11 protein-coding genes and 1 tRNA gene are annotated in these 15,626 nt (G+C 45.9%); all 12 read right to left on the bottom strand.

The features are described from left to right. Positions 1 to 118: 118 nt before the first annotated feature. Positions 119 to 2,224 carry an elongation factor G gene (gene fusA / locus HMPREF3022_RS01485; RefSeq protein WP_036491326.1) on the bottom strand — a complete coding sequence of 702 codons (2,106 nt, stop codon included), beginning with the start codon at positions 2,222 to 2,224 and terminating at the stop codon, positions 119 to 121. Positions 2,225 to 2,242: 18 nt separating this feature from the next. Continuing rightward, the gene (gene rpsG, locus HMPREF3022_RS01480; protein WP_002240962.1) at positions 2,243 to 2,713 is read right to left on the bottom strand and encodes a 30S ribosomal protein S7; all 471 of its coding nucleotides are present in this window, start codon (positions 2,711 to 2,713) and stop codon (positions 2,243 to 2,245) included. A gap of 117 nt (positions 2,714 to 2,830) precedes the next feature. After that, complete coding sequence (rpsL, locus tag HMPREF3022_RS01475) at positions 2,831 to 3,202, bottom strand: 30S ribosomal protein S12 (protein ID WP_002218431.1); 372 nt, start codon at positions 3,200 to 3,202, stop codon at positions 2,831 to 2,833. 251 nt (positions 3,203 to 3,453) lie between these two features. Beyond that, a complete protein-coding gene (rpoC, locus tag HMPREF3022_RS01470; RefSeq protein WP_049330753.1) occupies positions 3,454 to 7,629 on the bottom strand; it encodes a DNA-directed RNA polymerase subunit beta' in 4,176 nt (1,391 codons plus the stop codon). Between the two features lie 156 nt (positions 7,630 to 7,785). After that, positions 7,786 to 11,964: a DNA-directed RNA polymerase subunit beta gene (gene rpoB, locus HMPREF3022_RS01465; RefSeq protein WP_070765031.1), complete on the bottom strand. Its 4,179-nt coding sequence runs from the start codon at positions 11,962 to 11,964 to the stop codon at positions 7,786 to 7,788. 189 nt (positions 11,965 to 12,153) lie between these two features. After that, entirely contained in the window at positions 12,154 to 12,525 is a 372-nt protein-coding gene (gene rplL, locus HMPREF3022_RS01460) for a 50S ribosomal protein L7/L12 (RefSeq protein ID WP_003677916.1), read from the bottom strand. 58 nt (positions 12,526 to 12,583) lie between these two features. Then, positions 12,584 to 13,084: a 50S ribosomal protein L10 gene (gene rplJ, locus HMPREF3022_RS01455; protein WP_003680699.1), complete on the bottom strand. Its 501-nt coding sequence runs from the start codon at positions 13,082 to 13,084 to the stop codon at positions 12,584 to 12,586. A gap of 223 nt (positions 13,085 to 13,307) precedes the next feature. Next, positions 13,308 to 14,003, bottom strand: a complete 696-nt coding sequence (rplA, locus tag HMPREF3022_RS01450) for a 50S ribosomal protein L1 (RefSeq protein ID WP_003677918.1) — start codon at positions 14,001 to 14,003, stop codon at positions 13,308 to 13,310. Further along, entirely contained in the window at positions 14,003 to 14,437 is a 435-nt protein-coding gene (rplK, locus tag HMPREF3022_RS01445) for a 50S ribosomal protein L11 (RefSeq protein ID WP_002220151.1), read from the bottom strand. The genes rplA and rplK overlap by 1 nt, the downstream gene beginning before the upstream one ends. Positions 14,438 to 14,541: 104 nt before the next feature. Further along, positions 14,542 to 15,075: a transcription termination/antitermination protein NusG gene (nusG, locus tag HMPREF3022_RS01440; RefSeq protein WP_003680697.1), complete on the bottom strand. Its 534-nt coding sequence runs from the start codon at positions 15,073 to 15,075 to the stop codon at positions 14,542 to 14,544. Between the two features lie 2 nt (positions 15,076 to 15,077). After that, positions 15,078 to 15,353, bottom strand: coding sequence for a preprotein translocase subunit SecE (gene secE, locus HMPREF3022_RS01435; RefSeq protein ID WP_003680696.1), 276 nt, complete (start codon positions 15,351 to 15,353; stop codon positions 15,078 to 15,080). A 131-nt stretch (positions 15,354 to 15,484) separates the two neighbouring features. Beyond that, positions 15,485 to 15,560, bottom strand: a tRNA-Trp gene (locus tag HMPREF3022_RS01430). Positions 15,561 to 15,626: the final 66 nt, after the last annotated feature.

Here is a 15,626-nt window from a genome sequence, read left to right as displayed (position 1 = left end):
CGGTTTGCTACGTTCAAATTTTTCCTTAGCCATGAGCTAATTCCTTTACATATAAAGATCGATTAAAGAACAATGGCCGTCTGAAAATTTATTTTCAGTTTCAGACGGCCTTTTCTGATTAGCCTTTGCGGGCTTCAGTTACAGCAGCAGCTACGTGAGCAGGAGCTTCAGCGTATTTTTTGAACTCCATGGAGTAAGTAGCGCGACCTTGGGTTGCAGAACGCAAGTCGGTTGAGTAACCGAACATTTCTGCCAGAGGTACTTCGGCGCGAACTTTCTTACCACCGATACCGTCATCATCCATACCCAATACAACGCCACGACGACGGTTCAAGTCGCCCATTACGTCACCCATGTATTCTTCAGGTGTTTCCACCTCAACTGCCATGATTGGCTCCAACAAAGCTGGATTGGCTTTACGCATACCTTCTTTGAAAGCTTGAGACGCAGCCAATTCGAAGGCCAGTTGAGAGGAGTCAACGTCGTGTGAAGAACCGAAGATCAGACGTACACGTACATCAACTACTGGGTAACCGGCAACGATACCGTTAGGCAAAGTATCGCGAATACCTTTATCGACAGACGGAATAAATTCGCGAGGAATCACACCACCTTTAATTTCATCGATAAATTCGTAACCCGCACCACCTGGTTCCATAGGTTCCATTTTGATCACAACGTGACCGTATTGACCTTTACCACCAGATTGTTTGGCATGTTTGTATTCAGCTTCAACTTCTTTGCGGATGGTTTCACGGTAAGCCACTTGAGGCGCACCGATGTTTGCTTCCACACCGAATTCGCGTTTCATACGGTCAACAATAATTTCCAAGTGCAGCTCACCCATACCGGAAATAATAGTTTGACCGGATTCTTCGTCTGTACGAACACGGAAAGAAGGGTCTTCTTTTGCCAGACGGTTCAGGGCAATACCCATTTTCTCTTGGTCGGCTTTGGTTTTCGGCTCAACGGCAATGTGAATTACCGGCTCAGGGAATTCCATGCGTTCCAAGATGATCGGTGCACTTTCTGCACACAAGGTCTCACCAGTGGTTACGTCTTTCAGACCGATAGCGGCTGCGATGTCGCCAGCACGTACTTCTTCAATTTCAGTACGGTCTGCAGCAGTCATTTGCACCAAGCGACCGATACGTTCGCGAGTACCTTTTACAGAGTTCAATACGGTATCACCGGATTTCACCACACCAGAGTAAACGCGGATAAATGTCAATTGACCAACGTATTTATCATTCAACATTTTGAACGCCAATGCAGAGAATTTCTCTTCATCGCTGGCTTGACGGCTGTCAGCTTCTTCAGTGTTAGGGTTAACACCTTGAACTGGAGGAATGTCGGTAGGAGCAGGCAGTAATTCTACAACTGCATCCAACATACGTTGAACACCTTTGTTTTTAAATGCTGAACCGCACAACATTGGTTGAATTTCACCGGCCAAAGTACGTTGACGCAATGCGCCTACGATTTCTTCTTCAGTCAGCTCATCACCGCCCAAGTATTTGTCCATCAATTCTTCGCTGGCTTCTGCTGCAGCTTCAATCATGTTTTGACGCCATTCTTCAGCAGTCTCAACCAATTCAGCAGGAATATCGCCATAGGTAAAGGTTGTACCTTTATCGGCTTCATTCCAAATAATGGATTTCATTTTCAACAGGTCAACAACACCGCTGAAGCTGTCTTCCGCACCAACCGGAATCACGATAGGTACTGGGTTTGCGCGCAAACGGGTTTTCATTTGCTCAACAACGCGGAAGAAGTTGGCACCTTGACGGTCCATTTTGTTTACAAATGCCAAGCGAGGTACTTGGTATTTGTTAGCTTGACGCCATACGGTTTCAGATTGAGGTTGAACACCGCCTACTGCACAGTAAACCATTACTGCGCCGTCCAATACACGCATAGAACGCTCTACCTCTACAGTAAAGTCAACGTGTCCCGGGGTGTCGATGATGTTGAAACGGTGCTCAGGGAACTGTTTCGCCATACCGGACCAATAAGAAGTCACAGCAGCAGAAGTAATGGTAATACCACGCTCTTGCTCTTGCTCCATGTAGTCGGTAGTAGCTGCGCCGTCATGCACTTCGCCCAATTTGTGAGTCAAACCTGTATAGAACAAAATACGTTCTGTTGTGGTTGTTTTACCCGCGTCAATATGGGCAGAAATACCGATATTGCGATACAGGCTGATAGGGGTCTTACGAGCCATTTTGTTAGCCTTTCGATATTAGAAACGGAAGTGAGAGAATGCTTTGTTTGCTTCAGCCATGCGGTGTACTTCTTCACGTTTTTTCAACGCACCGCCACGACCTTCAGCCGCATCAATCAATTCACCCGCCAAACGCAGGTCCATAGATTTCTCACCACGTTTACGGGCCGCATCGCGAACCCAGCGCATTGCCAAGGCCAGACGACGTGAAGGACGAACTTCAACAGGAACTTGGTAGTTTGCACCACCTACACGGCGGCTTTTCACTTCCACGATAGGTTTGGCGTTTGCAATGGCTTCGTTAAATACTTCGATTGCTACTTTGCCGGTTTTTTTCTCAATTTGCTCCAGCGCACCGTAAACGATACGCTCTGCAACGGATTTTTTACCGTCAATCATCAATACGTTCATGAATTTAGTCAGCTCAACGCTGCCGAATTTTGGATCTGGCAGTACGTCGCGCTTAGGGACTTCTCTACGTCTTGGCATTTTAATTTCCTTTAGTCTATTCAGTTGGGTCTATTCCCATGAATACCCAATTAAGTATTCACTTACTCGGCCGTTGTTCAGCTTAGGCGGCCGACGTGCCTATTTGAGTCCCGATAATTATTTAGGACGCTTAGCACCGTATTTAGAACGGGCTTGTTTACGGTCTTTAACACCTGCTGTATCCAAAGAACCGCGTACAGTGTGGTAACGCACACCTGGCAAGTCTTTTACACGACCGCCGCGAATCAATACGACGCTGTGCTCTTGCAGGTTGTGGCCTTCACCGCCGATGTATGAAATGACTTCAAAACCGTTGGTCAGGCGAACTTTACATACTTTACGCAATGCAGAGTTAGGTTTTTTAGGGGTAGTTGTGTATACACGGGTGCATACGCCGCGTTTTTGCGGGCAAGCTTCCAGTGCAGGCACTTTGTTTACGTACACAGGCTTTTGACGACCTTTGCGTACCAATTGGTTAATAGTTGGCATATTTTCTCGTCCTGTTGAGTTAAATACTTGCCGACACCATGTCGACAAGACTGGAATTATATTTTTATTGCAAGGGTTTAGTCAAGCAAATGACTGATAAAGTTTAGTGTTTTTCTATTTATCTTTAAATTTTGGAAGCAATGGCCGTCTGAAAGATTCAGACGGCCTCGCTCTCTACCCTATCTAAGCCCTCTATAAAATAAAACCGCAAGACTGGCTTGCGGTTTTATTTTCACGAAAATCCTTCCGGATTATTCGTCTGAAGCTTCGATTTCAGAAGTTTCTTGATCGGCTTGCTGCCATTGTTGGTGACGGCTGCGGTGGTAGGTCAAACCTGTACCGGCAGGAATCAATCGACCGACAATCACGTTCTCTTTCAAACCGCGCAGCTCGTCTTGTTTACCCATGATAGCAGCCTCGGTCAAGACGCGGGTTGTTTCTTGGAACGATGCAGCAGAAATGAAGCTGTCAGTAGACAAGGAAGCTTTGGTAATACCCAACAACACATTTTCATAACGTGCCGGCTCTTTGCCTTCAGCGATGGCTTTCTCATTGGCAAGCATCACATCGCTACGCTCAACTTGTTCGCCGGTAATAAACTCTGTATCACCTGCATCCACAATGTTCACACGGCGCAGCATTTGGCGGATGATGACTTCGATGTGTTTATCGGAAATCTTCACACCTTGTAGGCGGTAAACCTCTTGTACCTCTTGAACAATGTAGCGGGCCAATGCTTCGATACCTTGCAGACGCAGAATGTCGTGTGGATCTACGGCACCGTCTACGATGGTTTCACCGCGGTTTACCACTTGACCGTCATGTACTAAAATCTGTTTCTCTTTAGAAATCAGGGTTTCGTATGCTACACCGTCTACGTCGGTAATAATCAGACGCTGTTTACCTTTGGTTTCTTTACCGAAGGAAACGGTACCGGTAATTTCAGCCAACATACCTGCATCTTTCGGCACGCGTGCTTCAAACAATTCGGCTACGCGCGGCAGACCACCGGTAATATCGCGGGTTTTAGAAGACGCTTGAGGAATACGCGCCAGCACATCACCCTTACCGACTTCCTGACCTTCACGGATGGTAATCACCGCACCGACCGGGAATGCCATAGAAACTGGGGTAGTCGTACCAGGAATGCAAATTTCCAGACCATTTTCATCCAACAGTTTGACAGTCGGACGCAACAGTTTAGAAGCACTAGAAGAACGACGTTTGCCGTCAATCACTACCAGAGTAGACAAACCGGTTACATCGTCAGTTTGTTTCGCAACGGTAACACCCTCTTCCACGTTCTCGAATTTCACCATACCTGCGTGTTCGGTAATCATCGGACGGGTATGCGGATCCCAAGTTGCCAAAGTTTGACCGGCTTTAATGGCTTCGCCGTCTTGTACCAGCAGGATTGCACCGTAAGGTACTTTGTGACGTTCACGCTCACGGCCGATATCGTCGTGAATCACTACTTCACAAGAGCGGCCAATGACAACCAATTCGCCTTTGTTGTTGGCAACGTAACGCATTTGGCTGCTGAAACGAGCTGTACCATTGGATTTAGCTTCCACTTGGCTGGCAGCAGCCGCACGAGATGCCGCACCACCGATGTGGAACGTACGCATGGTCAGCTGAGTACCTGGCTCACCAATAGATTGTGCAGCAATTACACCTACAGCTTCACCAGCGTTAACCAGTTTACCGCGCGCCAAGTCGCGGCCATAACAGTGTGCACACAAACCATGACGGGTTTTACAAGTAATTGGCGTACGGACTTTAACCTCGTCAACCCCAGATTGGTCAATGATATCGACTAATTTCTCAGTCAGCAGTGTACCTGCCTCAACCAATGTTTCTCCTGTTGAAGGATCAACAACATCTGATGCTGTAACACGGCCTAAAATACGATCGCGCAACGCTTCAATTACGTCACCGCCTTGTACTACTGCTTTCATGACAAAGCCGTCTGAAGTACCGCAATCATCTTCAACAACGACCAAGTCTTGAGTTACGTCTACCAGACGACGGGTCAGGTAACCAGAGTTTGCCGTTTTCAACGCGGTATCCGCCAAACCTTTACGCGCACCGTGGGTCGCAATAAAGTATTGCAATACGGTCAAACCTTCGCGGAAGTTAGAGGTAATCGGCGTTTCAATAATAGAGCCGTCAGGTTTGGCCATCAAACCACGCATACCGGACAACTGTTTAATCTGAGCTGCAGAACCACGGGCACCAGAGTCGGCCATCATGTAAATAGAGTTGAAGGACTCTTGATCAACTTCGTTGCCGTCACGGTCGATGACTTTTTGTTTGGACAGGTTGTCCATCATCGCTTTAGCGATCTTATCGCCGGCACGACCCCAAATATCGACTACTTTATTGTAACGTTCGCCGTTGGTTACCAAACCTTGACGGTATTGGTCTTCGATTTCTTTAACTTCGGCATTAGCCTCGGCTAGCAAAGCTGCTTTTTCTTTCGGAATTTCCATATCGTCAACCGCAATGGAAATACCGCCTTTAGCCGCAAAACCGAAACCGGTATACATCAAGTGGTCGGCGAAAATAACTGTATCACGCAAGCCGCACAGACGGAATGATGCGTTAATCAGTTTAGAAATTTCTTTTTTCTTCAGCGCTTTGTTGATGTACTCGAACGGCAGGCCTTTAGGCAAGATTTCGCTCAACAATGCACGGCCGACGGTTGTTTCGTAACGGTTAACGACAGGCTCAAACTCACCTGCTTCGTTTTTCACCCATTCGCGCAGACGTACGGTAATTTTCGTACCCAGTTCAACCTGTTTGGTATGGTATGCACGATGCACTTCTTTCACATCGGCAAACAGGCTGCCTTCGCCTTTAGCATTGATACGGTCGCGGGTCATGTAGTACAGACCCAAGACGATATCTTGAGAAGGTACGATGATTGGTTCGCCGTTGGCTGGAGACAATACGTTATTTGAAGCCAGCATCAGCGTGCGTGCTTCCATTTGTGCTTCCAAGCTCAATGGAACGTGTACAGCCATTTGGTCACCGTCAAAGTCGGCGTTAAATGCGGCACACACCAATGGGTGCAACTGAATTGCTTTACCTTCAATCAGGATAGGTTCGAACGCTTGAATACCCAAACGGTGCAAGGTTGGCGCACGGTTCAGCATAATCGGATGTTCGCGGATCACTTCTTCCAAGATATCCCATACTTCAGGTACTTCTTGTTCTACCAATTTTTTCGCAGCTTTAACGGTAGACGCCAAACCTTGTTTTTCCAATTTGTGGAAAATGAATGGTTTGAACAGTTCTAACGCCATTTTTTTCGGCAGACCACATTGGTGCAGACGCAGGTACGGGCCTACGGTAATTACGGAACGACCTGAGTAGTCCACACGTTTACCCAACAGGTTTTGACGGAAACGACCACCCTTACCTTTAATCATGTCGGCCAATGATTTCAGCGGACGCTTGTTGGCACCGGTCATGGCTTTACCGCGACGGCCGTTATCCAACAGAGAGTCAACTGCTTCTTGCAACATACGTTTTTCGTTACGAACGATGATGTCAGGCGCGTGCAGCTCCAACAGACGTTTCAGACGGTTGTTACGGTTGATAACGCGGCGGTACAAATCATTCAAATCGGAAGTGGCAAAACGACCGCCATCCAATGGAACCAACGGACGCAAATCAGGCGGCAATACCGGCAGCACATCCATAATCATCCATTCCAGTTTCATACCAGAACGGTGAAAGGCTTCCAATACTTTCAAACGTTTGGCGATTTTTTTGATTTTGGTGTCAGAACCGGTAGATTCCAGCTCTTGACGCAGGATTTCGATTTCGCCGGTAATATCCAAGGTACGCAGCAATTCGCGGATACCTTCTGCACCCATTTTGGCATCGAAGTCATCGCCGTATTCGTCCAGTTTGTTGTAGTAATCGTCTTCAGTCAGCAATTGACGACGTTGCAACGGAGTCATGCCGGGATCGGTTACCACGAATGCTTCAAAGTACAATACGCGTTCGATATCACGCAAAGTCATGTCCAGTACCATACCCAAGCGGGAAGGCAGGGATTTCAAGAACCAGATGTGGGCAACTGGTGCTGCCAACTCAATGTGGCCCATGCGTTCGCGGCGCACTTTAGACAGGGTCACTTCTACGCCACATTTTTCACAGGTTACGCCTTTAAATTTTAAGCGTTTGTATTTACCGCACAAACATTCATAGTCTTTGACCGGGCCAAAGATTTTGGCGCAGAACAAACCGTCGCGCTCAGGTTTGAACGTACGGTAGTTGATGGTTTCAGGTTTTTTAACTTCGCCATAAGACCATGAGCGGATGGTTTCGGGAGAGGCAATACCGATTTTGATGGCATCAAACTCTTCTTCCATGCCGGCAGTTTGCAACGGATTAAATAAGTTCAACAAATTCATTTTTGCTCCTTGAAGGAAGTATTTTTACCGCATGGCGGATTTTCGATATTGGGAAACAGTACTTTTGATTTCAGACGGCCTAAATGCCGATTGCTTCATTCTTATTCTGAAACCACTTTTTCAGACGACCTTGAAAGGCCGTCTGAAAACTTCTGTTTAGTAACGTTCCAAATCGATATCCAAGCCCAGTGAGCGAATCTCTTTAACCAATACGTTGAAGGATTCAGGCATACCGGCATCGATTTTGTGTTCGCCTTTGACGATGTTTTCGTACATTTTAGTACGGCCGTTCACGTCGTCAGACTTCACAGTCAGCATCTCTTGCAGCGTGTATGCTGCGCCGTATGCTTCCAATGCCCAAACCTCCATCTCACCGAAACGTTGGCCACCGAACTGAGCTTTACCGCCCAGAGGCTGCTGGGTAACCAGACTGTATGGACCGGTAGAACGGGCGTGCATTTTTTCGTCAACCAAGTGGTGCAGTTTCAGATAGTGCATCACACCGACTGTAACCTTGCGGTCAAATGCTTCGCCGGAACGGCCGTCATACAGCGTGATTTGAGTTTTACTGTCGTTGAAGCCCAGTTTCTCAACCTCAGGATCTTCACTTGGGTAAGCCAAGTTCAACATTTCGCGGATTTCAGACTCTTTCGCACCGTCGAATACAGGAGAGGCGAAAGACGCACCTTTGCGCAGGTTAGAAGCCAATTCGATGATTTCTTCATCTGTCAGGCTGTCTAAATCTTCTTTCTTACCGCTACCGTTGTAGAGTTTGTTCAAGAATTCACGCAGCTCGCTGGCTTTGCGTTGCTCTTTCAGCATACGGTCGATGCGTTCACCGATACCTTTTGCCGCCCAACCCAAGTGAACTTCCAAAATCTGACCAATGTTCATACGGGAAGGTACGCCCAATGGGTTCAGTACAATGTCTACCGGACGGCCGTCAGCCATGTAAGGCATGTCTTCCACCGGCAGAATGCGTGATACCACACCTTTGTTACCGTGGCGACCCGCCATTTTGTCACCGGCTTGCAGACGGCGTTTGATGGCGATAAATACTTTCACCATTTTTTGTACGCCCGGTTGCAGCTCGTCGCCTTGGGTCAGTTTTTTCTTCTTGATCTCATACAACTCATCCGCTTCTTCGCGTTTTTGTTGCAGGCTCAATTTAATCAGTTCCAACTGTTTGGCCAAATCTTCGTCAGCCAAACGGATGTCAAACCAATCATGTTTGCTGGACAGGCTCGCCAAATATTCGGTAGTGATTTCACTGCCTTTAGCCAGCTTCATCGGACCACCATTGGCTTTTTGACCAACAATCATACGCTCGATACGGTCAAATGCGTCGTTATCAAAAATACGCAACTGGTCGCTCAAGTCTTGACGGTAACGTTTCAGCTCAGAATCAATAATGGATTGAGCACGTTTGTCGCGTTGGATACCTTCACGAGTGAAGACTTGAACGTCGATAACGGTACCGCTCATGCCGGTAGGCATACGCAATGAAGTATCTTTTACGTCAGATGCTTTTTCACCGAAGATGGCACGCAGCAGTTTTTCTTCAGGAGTCAGTTGGGTTTCGCCTTTAGGCGTTACTTTACCTACCAAGACGTCACCTGCTTCTACTTCTGCACCGATATAAACGATACCGGATTCATCCAAACGGTTTTGCATACGCTCGGACAAGTTCGGAATATCACGGGTAATGTCTTCCGCACCCAGCTTGGTATCACGAGCAACAACGTTCAATTCCTCAATGTGAATCGAAGTATAGCGGTCGTCTGCAGCCACTTTTTCAGAAATCAGAATCGAGTCTTCGTAGTTGTAACCGTTCCACGGCATAAAGGCAATGGTCATGTTTTGACCCAGAGCCAATTCGCCCAAATCGGTGGATGCACCGTCAGCAATCAAATCACCGCGTTGCAAAACATCGCCTGCTTTGACAGCCGGACGTTGGTTGATGTTGGTAGATTGGTTGGAACGGGTAAATTTAACCAAGTTGTAAATATCGACACCCACTTCACCGGCAGTTGCCTCATCGTCATGGACACGAATCACCACACGGTTGGCATCTACATACTCAACCACACCGCCGCGGCGGGCAACGATTGCAGTTGCAGAGTCAACGGCAACAGAGCGCTCGATACCGGTACCAACCATCGGTTTTTCAGGGCGCAGACACGGTACGGCCTGACGTTGCATGTTGGCACCCATCAATGCACGGTTCGCGTCATCATGTTCCAAGAATGGAATCAGAGATGCTGCAACGGATACCACTTGACCGGTTGCCACGTCCATATATTGAACGCGGTCAGGCGTTGCCATAATGGTTTCGCCTTTTTCACGACAAGTGACCAAGTCGCCAATCAAGTTACCGTCTTTGTCCAAATCGGCATTCGCCTGTGCAATCACATAACGGCCTTCTTCGATAGCAGACAAGTAGTCGATTTCTTCAGTTACTTTGCCATCGACAACACGACGGTAAGGGGTTTCCAAGAAACCATAATCATTGGTACGCGCATAAACGGACAATGAGTTGATCAAACCAATGTTTGGGCCTTCAGGTGTTTCAATAGGACATACACGGCCATAGTGGGTCGGATGTACGTCTCGCACCTCAAAGCCTGCACGTTCGCGAGTCAAACCGCCCGGGCCCAATGCAGATACACGGCGTTTATGAGTTACTTCAGACAATGGGTTGGTCTGATCCATAAATTGGCTCAATTGGCTGGAGCCGAAGAATTCTTTAATCGCGGCAGAAACAGGTTTCGCATTGATCAAGTCATGCGGCATCAAGTTCTCAGATTCTGCTTGGTTCAAACGCTCTTTAACTGCACGTTCTACACGAGCCAAACCGCTGCGGAATTGGTTTTCAGTCAACTCACCCACAGAACGAACACGACGATTACCCAAGTGGTCAATATCGTCTACTTCGCCATGACCGTTACGCAGTTCAACCAATGTAGCAATGGAAGCAACGATGTCTTCAACGCTCAGAACATAACCGCCTTTTTCAGATGCACCAGCCAAAGTTTCGTTCAGCAAACGGCCATACCAAGAGTTTTGTTGTGCTTCAGACAATTTTTGCTCGTATGTGCGCGTATTAAATTTCATACGGCCTACGCGAGACAAATCATAGCTGTCTTCACTGAAGAACAAGCGGTTGAAGAGCTGCTCAACAGCTTCTTCGGTAGGCGGTTCGCCAGGACGCATCATGCGGTAAATCGCTACGCGTGCAGCTTGCTGATCAGCAGTTTCGTCTGTACGCAGAGTGCTGGAGATGTAACCGCCTTGATCCAATTCGTTGATATAAAGGGTCGTAATTTCTTTTACACCATGGATATCAAGTTTGGCCAACAGCTCTTCTGTAATTTCATCGTTAGCAGAAGCCAATACTTCGCCGGTTTCCGGATCAATCAGATCCGCAGCTAATGCTTTGCCAATCAGACTTTCTGGCTCTACATCCAAACGAGTCAAGCCTGCATTGGTAATATCACGGATATTTTTCGCAGTAATGCGTTTACCTTTGGCAACCAGTACATTGCCTTCTTTATCCAAGATATCAACTTTGGCAGTTTCACCTTTCAGACGGCCTGCAACCAGATCAGTTTGAACACCGTTTGAAGACAAATAGAAAGTTTCTTTGTCGTAGAAAATATCCAAGATTTGTTCATTGTTGTAGCCCAAAGCTTTCAACAAAATCGTAACCGGCATTTTACGGCGGCGGTCGATACGGAAATACAGCAAATCTTTTGGATCAAATTCAAAATCCAACCATGAACCACGGTAAGGAATAATACGAGCAGAGAACAACAGCTTACCGGAAGAATGTGTTTTACCACGGTCATGCTCAAAGAACACGCCAGGAGAGCGGTGCAGCTGGGAAACAATCACACGCTCAGTACCATTGATGACAAAAGAGCCACTTGGCGTCATCAATGGGATTTCGCCCATATACACTTCGTTTTCACGAACTTCTTTTACAGTCGGCTTAGATGCTTCTTTATCCAAAATTACCAAACGGATACGGGCACGCAATGGAGCCGCGTAAGTAATACCGCGCAATTGACATTCAGGAATATCGAACAAAGGCTCGCCCAATGTGTAATGCACAAACTCCAATCGCGCATAACCGTTATGGCTCACAATCGGGAAAATAGAATTAAATGCTGCTTGCAGACCATCATCAGTACGTTGGTCAAAAGCGTTTTCCAACTGTAAAAATTTCGCATAAGAATCAATTTGGGTTGCCAGCAAGAAAGGAACATCCAAGACATTCTCTCGCTTTGCAAAACTCTTACGGATACGTTTTTTCTCGGTAAACGAATAGCTCATATACACTCCGAAAAGCAATTTTAAATAATAGGCCGTCTGAAGCAACGGCATGCATCAACCTGATATTTACATTTATTTACAATGATTTTATAAAGACTATGCAAATAAATGTAAACAATGCCTAATGCTTATTTTAAGAAGCAAAATAAGGCTGGCAGAAAACTGCCAGCCTTCATAGGAAGCATCAAATTATTTGATTTCGACTTTAGCGCCGGCTTCTTCCAGTTGTTTTTGGATGTCTTCAGCTTCAGCTTTAGAAACACCTTCTTTCAGAGTTTTAGGTGCACCATCAACGATGTCTTTAGCTTCTTTCAGACCCAAACCAGTGATAGCGCGGACAACTTTAATCACGCCAACTTTTTGATCACCGGCAGAAGCCAATACTACGTCGAATTCAGTTTTTTCTTCAGCAGCAGCTGCACCAGCACCTGCAGGGCCTGCAACTGCAACTGCAGCAGCAGAAACGCCAAATTTTTCTTCAAAAGCTTTAACTAGGTCGTTCAATTCCATCACGGTCAAAGAACCAACGGCTTCCAAAATGTCTTCTTTAGTAATAGCCATGCTATTTATACTCCAAATATTGTATTAAAAAATAATTGATTAAATGAAACAAAATCGATTAAGCGGCTTCTTCGCCAGCTTTTTTCTCTGCCAAAGCAGCCAAACCACGTGCAAAGCCTGATACAGGGGCTTGCATAACGAACAACAGTTTGGACAACAGTTCTTCGCGGCTTGGAATAGAAGCCAACTCAGCAACCTGAGCAGGATTCATCACTTCGCCATTGTAAGAACCGGCTTTAACGATAATTTTGTCATCTTTTTTCGCGAATTGGTGCAGCACTTTAGCAGCAGCAACAGCATCTTCAGAAGCAGCGTAAACCAATGGACCAACCATTTGATCGGCCAAACCTGCGAATGAAGTACCCTCTACTGCGCGACGAGCCAAAGTATTTTTCAGAACGCGTAAGTAAACGCCTTCTTTACGTGCATTTGCACGAAGCTCAGTCATGCTGGAAACACTGATACCGCGATATTCAGCGACTACGAGAGTTTGAGCGTTAGCAATTGCTGCGCTAATTTCCTCTACGGCCACTTTCTTGGTTTCAATATTGAGACTCAAGGTCTACCTCCCACTGTTTATAAACAGGATACCGAAATGATATCCCACCAGCGCGGTAACCTAAAAAGACATCTTACAAGCAATCTTGCAATGTGTTTCAGGACTACCGTCTGCGTAGGGCAATTACGATTAAATCTTACGATCCCTACGGTCTTGGACATCTACTTAATTTTAAGTAGCCCAAATTCAGGTGATCCAGAAAATCAGATCATCTGAAAATTTCTTAGTTGTTCACGCTTGCAGTATCAACGCGAACACCCAAACCCATAGTGCTGGATACAGCAACTTTTTTCAAATACTGACCTTTAGCAGCAGCAGGTTTGGCTTTAACGATAGCATCCAGCAACGCATTGAAGTTTTCTTTCAAGTCAGCTTCAGCGAAAGAAGCACGACCGATAGTTGCATGAACGATACCGGCTTTATCTGTACGGTATTGTACTTGACCTGCTTTTGCATTTTTAACTGCTTCAGCAACGTTAGGAGTAACAGTCCCTACTTTAGGGTTTGGCATCAAACCACGAGGACCCAAGATAGTACCCAATTGACCAACGATACGCATTGCATCAGGAGAAGCAATAACAACGTCAAAGTTCAGGTTACCAGCTTTGATTTCAGCGGCCAGATCTTCAAAACCGACAATATCTGCACCAGCTTCTTTAGCAGCATCTGCATTTGCACCTTGAGTAAATACAGCTACGCGAGTTGTTTTGCCGGTACCTTTTGGCAGAACGACTGAACCACGAATAACTTGGTCAGATTTACGAGGATCAACACCCAGGTTGAAAGATACATCAACAGACTCGTCAAATTTAGCAGTAGCAGCTTTTTTAACCAAAGCAATTGCTTCATCGATTGCGTACAGTTTATTAGCTTCAACAGAAGAGCGAAGAGCTTTCAAGCGTTTAGATACTTTAGCCATTATACAACACCCTCCACGTCCAAGCCCATTGAGCGAGCAGAGCCGGCGATAGTGCGAACAGCCGCATCCAAGTCAGCAGCAGTCAAATCAGGCTCTTTAGTTTTAGCAATTTCTTCCAACTGAGCGCGGGTCAATTTACCCACTTTGTTAGTCAGAGGATTAGAACTACCTTTTTGCAGACCAGCAGCTTTTTTCAACAAGATAGAAGCTGGAGGAGTTTTCATCACAAAAGTAAATGATTTATCTGCAAATGCAGTAATAACGACTGGAATTGGCAAACCAGGTTCCATACCTTGGGTTGCAGCATTAAATGCTTTACAGAATTCCATGATATTCAAACCACGTTGACCCAAAGCAGGACCAACTGGGGGAGATGGATTGGCTTTACCTGCAGGAATTTGCAGTTTGATGTAGCCGATAATTTTCTTTGCCACTTAAGGACTCCTAAAAACGGGTATAACGCGGAACCATTCCGCTTCCCAAACAGAATTTGCGATTATATCCGCTTAAAAAAAATTTTTCAAGCGAATTAAACCACTTAAATCTTTTCAACCTGACCGAACTCTAATTCAACCGGTGTTTCGCGACCAAAAATCTGAACAGAAACACGCAGTCTATTACGTTCGTAATTAACTTCATCAACAATACCGTTAAAATCAGCAAATGGGCCTTCGTTTACTCGAACTTGCTGACCAACTTCAAACTCAACTTTTGGTTTTGGCTTCTCAACACCTGTTTTAGCTTGTTGCAAAATAGCATCTGCATCTTTTTGAGAAATTGGGATCGGGCGATTTCCACTACCACCTACAAAACCATTTACTCGAGGGGTACTCTTAACCAAGTGCCATGAATCATCAGTCATTTCCATTTCAACCAATACATAGCCTGGATAGAATTTACGCTCACTGATGGTTTTTCGGCCATTCTTGATATCTACTACTTCCTCCACAGGAACGAGAATCTGACCGAAATATTCTTCCATGTTTTCACGAGCAATACGCTCTTTCAATGTTTTTTGAACATTTTTCTCGAAACCGGAATAGGCCTGTACCACATACCAACGCTTTGACATCTTTACCCTTTCCTATTTAATAAAACATCAAAAAACAACCATGAAATAATTGTATCTGCCGCATAAATGAAGGCTGCTAAAACTGCAACGAAGATAATCACGAATACAGTCATTTTGACCGCTTCATCACGACTCGGCCAAACTACCTTCTTAAACTCAGTCCAAGAGCTCTTAAAATATGCAAACAGACCTTCTTTCTTTTCAGGAGCTGGCTTATTACTTACCACAACTTCCTTTTTCTGATGGTCTTCTTTGCGTCCAGACGGATGTTCTGTCATCTTTACTCACTTATCAATACCCCACCCGCCTTCATTTTAGATAGTGGCATTGATCCATTAATTAATTCCAAATAATCTTAAAACTTAAGTACAAAAAAATTAACCGGCACAAGGCCGGTTAATTTTTTATTTGGCAGGCCAAGAGGGTCTCGAACCCCCAACCCTCGGTTTTGGAGACCGATACTCTACCAATTGAGCTATTGGCCTCTAAACTTAAGCGATTACAGAAGAAACCACACCCGCACCTACGGTACGACCACCTTCGCGAATCGC

Source organism: Neisseria sp. HMSC065C04, from assembly GCF_001815375.1.
Lineage (GTDB): Bacteria > Pseudomonadota > Gammaproteobacteria > Burkholderiales > Neisseriaceae > Neisseria > Neisseria flavescens_D.
The sequence above is the reverse complement of the archived record's forward strand: the minus strand, read 5'-3'. Positions and strand labels throughout refer to the sequence as shown.

Bases quoted from the DNA above. Each gene is read 5' to 3' on its own strand.
- rplL (WP_003677916.1), bottom strand. From the start codon at position 12,525: ATGGCTATTACTAAAGAAGACATTTTGGAAGCCGTTGGTTCTTTGACC.
- rplA (WP_003677918.1), bottom strand. From the start codon at position 14,003: ATGGCTAAAGTATCTAAACGCTTGAAAGCTCTTCGCTCTTCTGTTGAA.
- nusG (WP_003680697.1), bottom strand. From the start codon at position 15,075: ATGTCAAAGCGTTGGTATGTGGTACAGGCCTATTCCGGTTTCGAGAAA.
- secE (WP_003680696.1), bottom strand. From the start codon at position 15,353: ATGACAGAACATCCGTCTGGACGCAAAGAAGACCATCAGAAAAAGGAA.
- rpsL (WP_002218431.1), bottom strand. From the start codon at position 3,202: ATGCCAACTATTAACCAATTGGTACGCAAAGGTCGTCAAAAGCCTGTG.
- rpsG (WP_002240962.1), bottom strand. From the start codon at position 2,713: ATGCCAAGACGTAGAGAAGTCCCTAAGCGCGACGTACTGCCAGATCCA.
- fusA (WP_036491326.1), bottom strand. From the start codon at position 2,224: ATGGCTCGTAAGACCCCTATCAGCCTGTATCGCAATATCGGTATTTCT.
- rpoB (WP_070765031.1), bottom strand. From the start codon at position 11,964: ATGAGCTATTCGTTTACCGAGAAAAAACGTATCCGTAAGAGTTTTGCA.
- rpoC (WP_049330753.1), bottom strand. From the start codon at position 7,629: ATGAATTTGTTGAACTTATTTAATCCGTTGCAAACTGCCGGCATGGAA.